Source organism: Bilifractor sp. LCP19S3_H10 (assembly GCF_052119185.1).
Taxonomy (GTDB): Bacteria; Bacillota; Clostridia; order Lachnospirales; family Lachnospiraceae; genus Bilifractor.
In genome coordinates, this window is sequence record NZ_JBQKFT010000008.1 from 85,667 (window position 1) to 98,224 (window position 12,558).

The 12,558-nt window shown below is 44.3% G+C and carries 13 protein-coding genes; 2 read left to right on the forward strand and 11 right to left on the reverse strand.

The features are described 5' to 3' along the window. Window positions 1-111: 111 nt before the first annotated feature. Window positions 112-4,527, reverse strand: coding sequence for an MSCRAMM family protein (locus tag ACTQZS_RS08240; RefSeq protein WP_441475391.1), 4,416 nt, complete (start codon window positions 4,525-4,527; stop codon window positions 112-114). Between the two features lie 252 nt (window positions 4,528-4,779). On the opposite strand from ACTQZS_RS08240, the gene ACTQZS_RS08245 reads away from it, so the two are divergent. Then, window positions 4,780-5,730, forward strand: coding sequence for a hypothetical protein (locus ACTQZS_RS08245; protein ID WP_441475392.1), 951 nt, complete (start codon window positions 4,780-4,782; stop codon window positions 5,728-5,730). Then, on the forward strand, window positions 5,724-6,467 hold the full coding sequence (locus ACTQZS_RS08250; RefSeq protein ID WP_441475393.1) for a hypothetical protein: 744 nt from the start codon (window positions 5,724-5,726) through the stop codon (window positions 6,465-6,467). The genes ACTQZS_RS08245 and ACTQZS_RS08250 overlap by 7 nt, the downstream gene beginning before the upstream one ends. Window positions 6,468-7,003: 536 nt before the next feature. Here the strand turns inward: ACTQZS_RS08250 and ACTQZS_RS08255 are convergent. The 10 genes from ACTQZS_RS08255 to ACTQZS_RS08300 form a co-directional block, all read right to left on the reverse strand. Further along, complete coding sequence (locus ACTQZS_RS08255) at window positions 7,004-7,996, reverse strand: S-layer homology domain-containing protein (RefSeq protein ID WP_441475394.1); 993 nt, start codon at window positions 7,994-7,996, stop codon at window positions 7,004-7,006. Between the two features lie 26 nt (window positions 7,997-8,022). Further along, complete coding sequence (locus ACTQZS_RS08260; protein WP_441475395.1) at window positions 8,023-8,901, reverse strand: hypothetical protein; 879 nt, start codon at window positions 8,899-8,901, stop codon at window positions 8,023-8,025. Between the two features lie 54 nt (window positions 8,902-8,955). Continuing rightward, window positions 8,956-9,345 carry a hypothetical protein gene (locus tag ACTQZS_RS08265; protein ID WP_441475396.1) on the reverse strand — a complete coding sequence of 130 codons (390 nt, stop codon included), beginning with the start codon at window positions 9,343-9,345 and terminating at the stop codon, window positions 8,956-8,958. Window positions 9,346-9,397: 52 nt separating this feature from the next. Continuing rightward, window positions 9,398-9,820 carry an IS200/IS605 family transposase gene (gene tnpA / locus ACTQZS_RS08270; RefSeq protein WP_441475397.1) on the reverse strand — a complete coding sequence of 141 codons (423 nt, stop codon included), beginning with the start codon at window positions 9,818-9,820 and terminating at the stop codon, window positions 9,398-9,400. After that, window positions 9,813-9,995, reverse strand: coding sequence for a hypothetical protein (locus ACTQZS_RS08275; protein ID WP_441475398.1), 183 nt, complete (start codon window positions 9,993-9,995; stop codon window positions 9,813-9,815). The genes tnpA and ACTQZS_RS08275 overlap by 8 nt, the downstream gene beginning before the upstream one ends. Window positions 9,996-10,914: 919 nt before the next feature. Further along, the gene (locus tag ACTQZS_RS08280; protein ID WP_441475399.1) at window positions 10,915-11,310 is read right to left on the reverse strand and encodes a hypothetical protein; all 396 of its coding nucleotides are present in this window, start codon (window positions 11,308-11,310) and stop codon (window positions 10,915-10,917) included. Between the two features lie 159 nt (window positions 11,311-11,469). Continuing rightward, window positions 11,470-11,718: a hypothetical protein gene (locus tag ACTQZS_RS08285; RefSeq protein WP_441475400.1), complete on the reverse strand. Its 249-nt coding sequence runs from the start codon at window positions 11,716-11,718 to the stop codon at window positions 11,470-11,472. Then, the gene (locus tag ACTQZS_RS08290; RefSeq protein ID WP_441475401.1) at window positions 11,687-11,980 is read right to left on the reverse strand and encodes a hypothetical protein; all 294 of its coding nucleotides are present in this window, start codon (window positions 11,978-11,980) and stop codon (window positions 11,687-11,689) included. The genes ACTQZS_RS08285 and ACTQZS_RS08290 overlap by 32 nt, the downstream gene beginning before the upstream one ends. A 29-nt stretch (window positions 11,981-12,009) precedes the next feature. Further along, a complete protein-coding gene (locus tag ACTQZS_RS08295; RefSeq protein WP_441475402.1) occupies window positions 12,010-12,201 on the reverse strand; it encodes a hypothetical protein in 192 nt (63 codons plus the stop codon). Further along, the gene (locus tag ACTQZS_RS08300) at window positions 12,194-12,403 is read right to left on the reverse strand and encodes a hypothetical protein (protein ID WP_441475403.1); all 210 of its coding nucleotides are present in this window, start codon (window positions 12,401-12,403) and stop codon (window positions 12,194-12,196) included. The genes ACTQZS_RS08295 and ACTQZS_RS08300 overlap by 8 nt, the downstream gene beginning before the upstream one ends. Between the last annotated feature and the right edge of the window lie 155 nt (window positions 12,404-12,558).

The following is a 12,558-nucleotide window of genomic DNA, read 5'->3' on the forward strand; positions in this document are numbered from 1 at the left end:
GGCCCCTTTCATGCCGCTATCACGGTGATAGTTTGGCTTCAGGAGTCCCACAGGCTGCACAATATACGATATGTCTGATATTATTATATAGTAGATTTGGCCGTAAAAAATTCAGTTCTTTTTCTTCTTTTTCTTTTTGGAAGCGGCAAGTGCACTAACCGCGGCGGCTGCGGCAAGGGAACCGTAAACGGCAGCAGTATTCGTATCTCCCGTCTGCGCTGTCCCTCCTTTGCCGTTCTTCGAAAGGATCGTGCTGCTTCCATTTGTTCCGCTGTTTCCGGTTCCGGACGTCGTTGTTCCGGTTTTCTTTACCGCGACGGTTTTCTGTATTTCTCCTCCGGATACGGTGTTGGGAAGGGTTGCGGAAATCTTTACCGGTGAGATCGTATCGTTCAGGTACGCAAACTTGATATCATATGTTTTTTCTGATTTTACATACCCTTTGGGAGCCTTGATTTCCTGAAGCTGATAATTATACGATCCCTGGAATATGCCATCGGCATAATCTCCAATCGGAACCCATTTTTCTTTGTTTGCGGATGTAGTTGCCTTTCCGTCTGTGCCGGTCTCCAGTGTTACGATTGCCTTTCCGTCTTTATAGAGCGCATATACCGCTCCGCTTACCGGATCGCGGTTGACCTGGGAAAGAACGGTAAGATCCAACACGCCGTAGGTCCGTTCCGAAGAAATCGTCATGGTATACGATGGAGTTGTTTCATCCACCACAAATATGCTTGAATCCGCTGCCTTCTGATAACCCTGCGGTGTTGTTTTTTCCACAAGGCAGTACATCCCGGCCGGAAGTCCCTTGATCGTTTCCTGTGCAGACAAATCGCCTGCGTCTCCAAAAGTTCCTACAAGCGTGCGGGAATCGCCGTCGATCCGGAACAGATTCAGAACAGCTCCCTTTGTCACCGCGCCGTCTTCCTTGTCCGTAACAGAGAACGTAGCTTCGTTCTGCTTTTCGGTGATGGACACGTCTTTCGTCTGATCGTTACTGCCAATGGTGAATTCTACATCCGGTTTTCCTGCACTGATATATCCAGGTGCGGTATTGACCGTATGCAGAGTATAATCTCCCGGCACCAGCCGCTCAATCGAATATGCTTCGTTTCCGGAGGTAAAGGAAGCCACTGTTCTTCCGCTGCTGTTCAGAATCTCCATTTTGGCGCCGGAAACCTGCTTTCCATCCGGATCGGTCACGCCAATCGTTGTCTTCTGGTGTTCGGTAATCACTTTTACATCAAATCCATCTGCTGACGCCGTGACATCTTTTCCTTCTGGAACAAGAATCGTGCTGTTCTCGGCAAAGGTTCCATCCGCAGGCACGATCTGCACCGCGTATCGTCCATACCGGGTGTCCGGCAGCATATGGAAGGATGCCTTGTTCTTGATCAGGGTTGTGGATGCAACGATGTCCCCCTTCTTTATGGTGGTTCCTCCGGCTATGGATATGTCTGTCGCTGCAATCAGATTGACCTTCTGACCATTCTGAGCATCATCATCCGCCGTAATCCGGATACTGCACGTATCGGCCGGATAGTCATACGACGCGGACGCGTATCCATCCACAAAACTCAGATCTATCGGTTTCGATTTTGACGTTTCATCCGATGGAAGTTTGGCTTCTGTCAGATGTGCTTTACCCGTAAACTTACTCGTGGATATCGCTTTACCGGTTTTATCCGTGGTCAGGGTTTCTAATTCTGTACCCGCTTTGACGAGATTGCCATTCTCGTAAAAATCCTCGTCCGCAATCAGTTTATATTCCGCACCAACGACCGGAACACTCTTATACGATACACCGCCTTCTACTTCTTCATCTTTTCCCGTAAAATCACTGCCATATGCGTCTATGACTTCTTTGGTGGCAGTAACTTCCGCCGTCTGGCTCCGGTTGAACACACCGTTCACGCTCATACTCTGTTCTGGTACTGTAAAAGAGATCGTATTGTCTTTCTTTTCTGCGGTAAACGGGTTTTTCTCATCCGATGTTCCGGAAACAGCAGCGGTAAGATTTCCGAAGAAACTTCCCTCTGAGGGAACGGCGGTGATTTTTACTTTATCTCCCGCCTTCACTTTTAACGCATCCACCTTTTTCCACTGTGTTTCGCCCTTCGCAAGTACCTCATAGGAGAGATTTCCTTTTCCGGTTCCATCCGTCTTGACCGATACCTGCTGTACATCGTCAAACGAAGCGGTTACATTTACTTCATTCTTCGGCATGGTAAAGGTATAGGATTTATCCTTGATACTTTCTGCTCCGGAAATCCCGGCAAAGGACATCTCGCGGTACAGATGCGAATGGTCGGCATCGTCCGACACATTCACAGTCACCTCGGTTCCGGGAATGATGCCTGCGAAAGTCAGATTTCCATTGGAATCCGGATTGGCAGTCAAACCGTTAACGGTGATCTTCCCGCCACCCGCTTTTACAACGACCGCTTGTTTCTTGGTAAAGTTGACTTTTACTTTTACCGGCATTTCCGGCATCACGAACGAGTAGTCTGTATAGGTACTTGTCTGAGCGGTTTTCTCTGCCGCAAGTGGTTTCGGATCTTTTTCATCACCGGTGTTTATGGTATTTCCGGAAAGATCCGTCAGAGTTACTTCCGGGAGACACCAGTCATTTTCTGGATAAACACGGAAACGTACCGTGCTGCCCGCCTGATAGTAATCGGTTGTTGTACCATCTTCTTTGCGGATGTCATTAACAACAGCGCTTCCCATTGTTACCGTATGAGTGCCATCCCCATCCGCTACATTTTCCGAAAGGCCTTCAATGGTAAGCGGGTTGCGGCTCTTATCCTCCGGAACTTCATCGAACTTTGCAAGTATAGAAAGACCGTTGGCGTATTTATCCTGGCTCAAAGTAATTAAAGGCTGGTTTGCTTTTTGATCTTCACCATTTACAGAAAGAGAGCGGAATTTATATCCTGCGTCCGGCATGGCCGTGATCGTGATCTCCGAGCCGTAGGGAAGGCTGTAGGTCGTACCGGGTTTCAGATCAACATTTCGATTTCCATCTGCTTCTTTTACACTTATGCGGATGGTTCCGTTTTCCATTGCCTGATCCACAGATATGCTCGTGGTGGATCTGGAATTATCCTCCACAAACGAAGGCCGAACAAAAACCGCCGTATCCGTTTGCGGCATCTGGAACGTATAGGTTCCGTCTGCATTTGCAGCCACATCCAGCTTTCCACTTTGGAAATCCGAGCTTGTGGCAACCTCTATTCCGCCGATCCGATATCCTGCATTTGCCGACGGTTTCAAGGTTACTGTAGATCCCTTGGATACATACACCGTACGGTCATTGGATTCCGTTCCATTGACCTTCAGTGTTCCCTGTTTTGCGTCAAAGGCGCTTACTGTAAGCCGATTGGTACTGGATACATTTTTGGCCTCTTCAAATTCAGCAGTGATGGTTACGGTATCGGCAGGCATGGTAAATACAAACGCGTTTCCGCTCCCTGCCTCTCCTATCGTCTTTCCGTCTGCACTTCTGACGGTCTTCCCACCGGCAGTCACAGCTGTGACATTCTTGATCTCGTATCCGAGTAGTGGCTGTACAACAGCAGTAACCGTATCCCCATAGGTGAGTACATCTGAACTTCCATTTTTCTCTGTTCCGTTGATGGTCACGATTCCATTTGTTGTGCCGCTTACGTTGAGTCTCTGGTGCGTAATTTGTGCGATACCCGTACCGTCAATCGTAACGCTGCTATCCGGCATGGTGAAACTATAAAGTTTTCCGCCATTGTCCGCTGCCGATGAAGTTACCGTCAGATTTGATCCGTCTGCTTTCCGGATCGAAATATCTCCATTCAGAACATAGCCTTCGGAAGGATTTACCAGAACATTTACGGTTTTGCCCACTTCCGATGCTGTGACTGATGCATGATCGGCATTTGTCACGGATGCTGTACAGTTTTGGAAGTTACTGACCTGGATTGGGTATGATACGACTTTTTTCGTAAATACATCTGAGCCATCTGCACTGATACTGACATCTGCTTCCGGCATCGTGAATTTATAAGCATTCTGAACCGGATCTTTTTCTGTCGTTGGCGTAAGAGCTACCGTTTTTTTCTCCTCACCATCCATAAAGGTTACCGACAATTTGTCTGCATGGCCATCATAACCGTCCGCTGCATCCACGGTGAGATAGATGGTATCCCCTGTCTTGATGGATGGCGCAGAATCAACTGCTTTGGAATCTACAATCAGATCCGCTGTTTGACCGTCTTCTGCATCCGTCATGACATGAACCGTACCCTTTGTTTTGTCTGTCTGCGTAAAATGGATAGCCCGTTCCTGTCCTGTCTGTGTACTATCCGTAGTTGTGGCAGTCGATAGCAGTGTTGATCCATTATCTTCTTCCGACACAGTGGATGTCATCGTTCCGGAATCGTCAATAATCCCGAAGGCAGTGTCATCCGCATGTGCAATTCCAGGCATACCAAATGTAGTAGATACTGCACAGGTCATCGAAAGAAGCATCATCCATACTTTCTTTCTTTTCATGCTCTCCTTCCTTTCTATGTGTAAATTCATCTGATATATCATATTATATTATACATTGTTTTTAAGTATTCGCAATAAAAAGTGACGAAATTGTGAACACGAATCAGCCTGATTTTCGGCACAAAAATTCCCACTATCACGGTGATAGTAGAAAGAGATTCATCATATTCAACATCTCCTATCGAGATACTTTTTTGACATGTAACTTAAAATACGTTACAATTAAAAATATTATAACATTGGAGGCAGCATATGAAAGAATATATCGAAAAAATCCTCCATCGGGATATAGGTTTAAAACCGTATGAGGACAAAGAAAGGCTTCCACTCAGTATTCAAGGAAGCTATGAATTATATCTAATTACCATTGGCGAAAATGTTGCATTGCTTGCTTCTCCAAAAGAAAAAACGCCATTAGTGACCTTGCGGAAACAGCAGCATCAGCTAGAGCTTTATACGGGACTGCCATGTGTGTTGTATGTAAAAGAAATGAATTACTATATGCGAGATGCTATGTTGGATGAAGGCATCCCCTTTGTGTGGGAAGGGCATCAGCTTTACCTGCCTTTTGCTGGAATCCTGCTTGATGAACCTAAACGAAAAGCCGTGCCTGGCTATGTATGTATTTCCTACTTAACTCAGAAATTGCTGCTTACCTCTCTATATGAAGGATGGCAGAAAGTGACAGTGACCCGAGCCGCCGAAAAACTAAATGTTTCAAAGATGTCGGTTACCCGCTGCTTTGATGAATTAGAAGCTTTGAATGTTCCCTATCTCTCATTGCATAACCGGACAAGAACGCTTAACGCAGATACGAATAAAAAGAATATGTGGGAAAACATTCATGAAGTTTTACGAAATCCGGTACTGAAAAACTATGCAATAAAAGAATTGCCAGACAGGAAACTACCGTTTTCCGGAGAAACAGCATTGGCACATTATTCCATGCTGGATGACGGACCATATCCCTTCCTTGGGATTACCAAAAGTAATCTTAAAGAATTAGATTTGTCACTCGGCATGATATCACCGTCAGGGGAAGTTCCGGTGTGTGTCGTTCAGGAACTCGGGTATTGGATTTCTTACGAAGACGGGAAAGCGGTGGATCCGTTGACGGTTTCCTTAAGTATCAGTAAAGACGCAAAAGAAGACCCAAGGATCAGTATGGCTATAGACGAAATGCTAGAGGAGTATGTATGGTAAAGGGGATTAAAAAGTTTCGAGATTATTTTGGCAATTTCACGGATCAATATGTATTGATTGGAGGAGCTGCATGTGACATCTCTTTTGAAAATTATAATGTAGATTTCAGGGCCACAAGAGATTTGGATGTTGTTCTTATTGTTGAAGCACTGACCTATGAATTCGGTCAAAGATTCTGGGAATTTATACGAGATGGTGGTTATCAAAACCGTGCAAAGTCGTCAGGCAATCCCCAGTTCTATCGATTTGATAAACCATCTAGCGATGGCTTTCCGACAATGATTGAACTTTTTGCCCGTACAAAATACATTCTGGAAGATGGCGGGGACCTGACGCCGATTCATATTGATGATAGTGTTTCTAGTCTTTCAGCTATTTTATTGAATGATTCTTATTATAATGCACTGCTGAAAGGCCGTAACATCGTTGATGGATTTTCTGTCTTAAGGCCAAGCTGGCTCATACCTTTTAAAGCAAAGGCATGGCTTGATTTGAATGATCGAAGCCATCGAGGAGAACATATTGACTCCAGAAACCTTAAAAAACATAGAAACGATATCATTCGCATAGCTTCGGAACTGGTTTTGGAAAGGTGCGAACTACCTGCAGATGTTCGGGACGACATGAGGATTTTTATTGAAAAAATGAATATAACCAATCAAGAGATCAAAAATCTGAAAATCACAGGTATTAGTGCTGAAAGAATCCGCCAATTGTTGATTGATACATATCTGTGACAAACTAAGAAAAGAACTCCCGGTTCGGTATGCGCTTTCTTTGCAAGTATCTGAGACCAGTGCTTACAAAATATATGGCGATTCATCCCACGATTTTAACCGTGGGAGGAGGTCAAGCTATTTTTGATAAGTCTCCACGCATGACTTATCTGATTTGACAGTCCATGCAGAGCGTGCTATATTAAAAATATAAAGGGCATCACCGATAGACGGTTCGCCCTCAACTAAATGTTATTTTAAAATAACCGCTCCAGTTGTAGGGACAGGGGCGGTTATTTGTGATTAATGATCCGATAGATAAGATCAATCATAGCGATAATTAAGATACAAAACTGTATAAGTACAGGAAATGTAACCATCAGTGCTCACCCTCCCTTCTTCTTAAGAATCAAGAGGGTGCACAGCCCTCTTGTAAAAGAGAGCGAACCGCCTACCATCTTGGTGATACCCGAGTCTATAATAATTGAATTTCCTGTTTATTGCAAGAAACGTCCGGCATTTCTGTCGAACGTTTCTTGCACATCTATTCTTTCTCTTTATGCCCAATGTCCGGTTGCTTCGTGATGCACCACATGCGTCACCGCTTCATGGTGTACCGTCTGGTATACGGCATCGTGATGCGTTGTGCCCGTCTGCGTCTGCTTGTATTCGGCCCAAAAATTCCCACATTCACTCATCGGATTTTTTTCTACTTCTGCTTCTCCATGTGCGTCCAGCTCAGCTGCTGAATAAAACACAGCTCCACATCCATTGCAATGATATATTACTTGTTCCCCATACACCGGCTCGTCCCACGCTTCCTTCACCAGCACCTGCTCGTCATACGCCTCCTTATCTACCACCGTTTCGTCCCATGCTGGCTTGTCTACAATCCACTTTGAAATCTGTACTTCCGGTGAATCGCTTTGTTTCCACAAAAACATTGCCATTTCGCCGCGAGTGCAGGTACGACCAGGCGTAAACGTAGTTGCTGTCGTTCCGCTTGTGATTCCGTTTTCCTTTGCCCAGGCAATCGCTTTTGCAAAATTGGAATCTGGCGCAACGTCTTCAAAATATTCTGTCTTTTCCGGCTCCGGACTTCCGTTCAATCTCCACAGGAAGGTTGCCATCTGTGCTCTGGTACAGGGCTGATTTGGGCTATACGTTGTTACGGATGTTCCAACGGTAATACCCTTTTCCTTCGCCCACGCAACCGCTTTTGCATATGCGGAAGTATCCGCAACATCTGTAAAGTAGTTTGTCTTTTGCGGTTCCGGGCTTCCGTTTAGTCTCCACAGAAATGCCGCCATCTGTCCTCTGGTACACGGCTGGTTCGGACCGTATGTGGTTGCGGATGTCCCGACCGTGATTCCATTCCCTTTTGCCCAATAGACCGGCATATAGTAATAGGCGTTCTCTCCAACATCTTTGAACTCCGCTTTCACCTTGACAGTGGAATCGACGGTATCCGCGAGAACAGGGGCACTGGTGGAAAGAAGCATTGCTGCAGTCAGTGTTGCCGCCATGATAGCTTTTATATTTCTTCTCATCGTAAAATCCTCCCATTTACCATTCATTATCCCCAATGTCCGGTTGCTTCATGATGCACCACATGCGTCACTGCTTCATGGTGCACCGTCTGGTATACGGCATCGTGATGCGTTGTGCCCGTCTGCGTCTGCTTGTATTCGGCCCAAAAATTCCCACATTCACTCATCGGATTTTTTTCTACTTCTGCTTCTCCATGTGCGTCCAGCTCAGCTGCTGAATAAAACACGGCTCCACATCCATTGCAATGATATATTACTTGTTCCCCATACACCGGCTCGTCCCACGCCGCCTGCACAAGCACCTGCTCGTCATACGCCGCCTTATCTACCACCGTTTCATCCCATGCAGGCTTGTCTACAATCCACTTCTTTTGTGCCGGCTGTGACTGCGCTGCGCTCTGGTTTTGTGTCTGCTGCGATTGGGCCGCATTCGTCTGCACCTGCTGAGAACTCTGCGCAGCTTGTGTTGGTGCGGCAGCGGATGCCTGATTGGTTTTAGCCGAACCACCGGATGCCGTAGTGCTTGCCGGAGGAGTCTCCTCTGTTTTCTTTGTGGAAGAAGCACTTTTGGTCTCCTCTGCCTTCTTGCTTTCTTCTGCTTTAACCGCGGTGGTATCTTTCTTTTCTTCTTTGGATTGATCCGTACTCTTCGAAGAAGAATTGCTCTTTTTGTCCGAAGAAGATGATACCGATAAAGCTTCCGTTTTACTGTCTGCGACAGCTTTCTTCACCGAAGTATTCTCTGTCTTTCCTTCTTTTTTGGATTCCGACGTACCGCTTTCGGCTACTGCCGCTGCCGAAGTTGATATCGATGTTGTATTGGAATCTTTTGTTGTCCCACAACCGGCAAGTACAGACGCCGATAATGAAATTCCCAGTAATATATGGATTAATCTTTTTCTCATATCCAATGTCCTCCTATTTGTCTAATTATATTTGATATTTTTATCTTATTACACTTACGAGTGATGTGCAAAGAAGAAAACGGTGAAAACTTCAAATGCGGAAAAAGAACCACCGAGCATACCAATGGCTCCGAAAGCAACACTTAAAAGTGCCGCTGCCAGGATCGCCGGCACTAGAACAATTCCGATCAGAATAAGAATTATAACAACCGGAACCCGGAACATTTTCTTAAGCTCCGGATAGCCGGAATCTTCGATCTGATGGGATACCATATTCAGGGCAATATAATCCAGGATTCCGGCGATTAAACCATACAGCATATATTTATCATTATTTGAGCAGCCCCAGAATAGTATCGGAGTCTCAATCGCCAAAATTCCCATCAATATAAATTTGAAAATGTGACTCTTAACCAGATATTCGTAATATTCCTGTTTCGACATACAAAACACCTCCCTGCAGGATCAATATTAATAGCGGTTTTTGACATTAGTTTCACTTTATACAGTATTTGCTTTCTTCCTGGATGTATTCAGTCATGATTTCTTCTGATACTTCTTTTTCGCTTGTTATGAAATATCCATGACTCCAAACAGCTCCGTAATACTGGTAGATTTTCCGAAGGTCCAGATCCTTGTGCAGCATCCGAACTGCCGATCGGCTTCTCAATGTCCGGGCAACGTCACATGGCGCAACGGTATAGGGGACATCGACGTAGATGTGAATGTGGTCTGATGCAATTTCCAGCTCTTTGATTTCATAATGATACGTCTGGCACACATCCTCCAGGATCTCTTTCAATCGACTCTTGCGGGTATCGTCCCATATTCCGTACTGAAATTTCGGACACCAGATTACATGGTACTGTGTCAGGTATGTGCAGCGGCCTATATTGTGATATCCGACATTCTCATTCATTTAAAACATCCTCTAATTGGAATTTCTCCTGAATCGCCTCACGCATCAGATCAAGAAATGTGATTGTCCTTCCCCGATCCACAGACTCCATCCGAGCAATATTTTCAAGCTGCGTTTTCCATGCAGATGGAATGGATATATTTATCTGTGTATTTCCGTTTTTGAAATTCTTCATGATATTCTCCTCCCAATATACTTTGTTCTTTACGTAGATTATATATATGATCTATCTTTTTGTCAATGGGCTTTTCCCAAAAATTTCACTGAATTGGAATTTTTCTCATTCTGCTGCGGAAAACCTCAGCCGAGCTTGCTCGTCTTTGGTGGTTCACTACCTGAACCCTAATATGGAATTTGCACTGCCATTTGTTCGAGCAACTACCCACCCCATAACTGGAAAGATTAAACAATCTTTCACGTTTCAGTTCGAAAATATAAGAGCCGGAGAATAATTACAAAAAAACATGCGTGCTTCGCAGGAAAAAGGAACCGCTTGTAGAATGATCATTGTGCCAATCCCAAGTACGGCATGCCTTTTTCGCTCTTGAGAACGAAAAGCATTGCAACATGCTCATGTATTCGACGCAACGCTACATTTTTCTTGCCTACATCAAACAAGAAAAGCCGATGCAGGAAGCGTATATGTGTCAGAACTCGTCCCACTCGTTCCGACCCAATACACTGGAACGGTTTTATGTGGTTTTTGATGATGCATTTTTCAGAATTTTCCTTGTATCTAACGCAATTACGGATACTTATTCTGGTGTTGTTCTGTGTGGTTTTTTGATACTCATAAAAATGTCGTTATTGCCACTTATTTCGTCTGTTTTCATACATATTATGCTTATTATGCTACTTTGATTCACGTCGCTAATACGTATTAATAACCCTGCTAATACGTATTAATGGTCCTGCCAATACGTATTAATGGCTCTACTAATACGTATTAATAGCTCTACTAATACGTATTGGCAGAACGAACACAATACGTGTCAATTACCCCGATCCGTAAAGGGGCGCGGCTTCGACCGAATTGAAAAATGTGAAGGCATGACAACATTTTGCCCGCCCGGAAATTCCGGACGGGCAAAATATCAATGAAAAATCAATGTGAAAATTGTCAATATAATATTATGTTGTGCCATCCATGCAAGGATTGGCACCGTAAGAATCCATCCATAGGCAATGCGTACAATCGGAAGAAACGAAAAAACAACTACTGTTGCGATCCCGAGCATGATTTTGAAGCTGTATCCGACGACTCCTCCTGTGAACCCGAGAACACGATCTATTGCGCTGCCTGCAGCAATGCCGGTAAATATTTTTCCGGATGAGAGCATTATCCGTACCATGATAAGAAATACGATATAGATAAGCCAGAATGCAAACATGCATACAAACGCATTCGCAATATTCATGTTAATAATCGGCAACTGGATCTGTCCGAATTTTTGCAACAGGAACACGTATAATTTACTATTCTTAATCACATATCCTTTTGCCGGCAACAGAAATACAGGAGCTGCAACCACGGCAAGAATTAAAGCAGCTGCATTTGCAAATCTTTTCACGCCTCCTCTGAAGATCCCCTCTACGCCCGACATGATTAAGCCGAACAGCAGAAGAGTGTTAAACAGGTTTTCCATGTATCAGTGTTTTTTCCCTCCATGCTTATACCAAATAAAGAAAACAACCAGGGCTACCGCTACAATAATCGTCATGATAATCATCAGGGAATGAAGTCCGCCTGCTACCTTGACGAGCGTGCTTGTACCGGAAGATTCCCCGGTGTTAATTCCATCTGCAAAGGCAGGTACGACAAATCCGGACAATCCCATCTCTATTGCTATAAAAACAGTTACTACCTCAGTCATCATCTTCTTCATTTTCTCTTTCATTTTTAATCTCCTTTCGCATTTCAGCTTTTGTTATCGTTCTCTTGATTTTTCTTGCTGTATGAATCTTAAGAGTGTGAATAATCTCCTGTTTCCTTATTCGCAATCGATAAACAGCCAATGTTATATCTTGTGATTTTGCTGTAATCAGCAGCAATAAAGAGAGGTAAAAACAAACACATGCCAGAATAAGATATCCTATATTTCCGGTTGCATATTCCGTCATTTTTACACTCTCCGTAACTTGATCAAGCAAGTTTTCCATACGCTTTCTCTTTTCCTGATGCTATGCATTTATTCGTCAATGTGATAACCGGTGTATCTGTTCTTCGCCATGGTTGAAACGAATCGTTCTGCAGCCCCGCGGTTTTTAAATCCTCGAAAGTATACATCGCTGTATTTCTTTTTCAAATCCAACATTTCCTCCTTAGAATCAGCAATTAGAAAGAAACCATCGTGCACCGCCACAAAATATATATTACGCATTTTCGTACCTTCCATCTGAACAATCCCGTCTGGTTTTATTATCTGTCTTGTGAGTGACATTTTCCTGACTATTCTGCATACAATCCAGACATACCATCCACCCTTCCGGAACCTCAGCTCCGCAACATACGCATCTGCTGTCCACTTTGAGAAAATGTTCGGCCATCTTATTATCAACAACAATATTTACAGGTTTACTCATGTTTTCACCTCCCTCTAAAAGTTCCCGAGTCTGCTCTTCTTTTGCTGATTTGATCCGCCCTGCGAATGCGATGAATTCTGATCTTCAGCTTCCTTTTTTTCTGTTTCTTCCGGATTACACTGAAATTCAATTTCACTGCCATTCCAGTACACTTT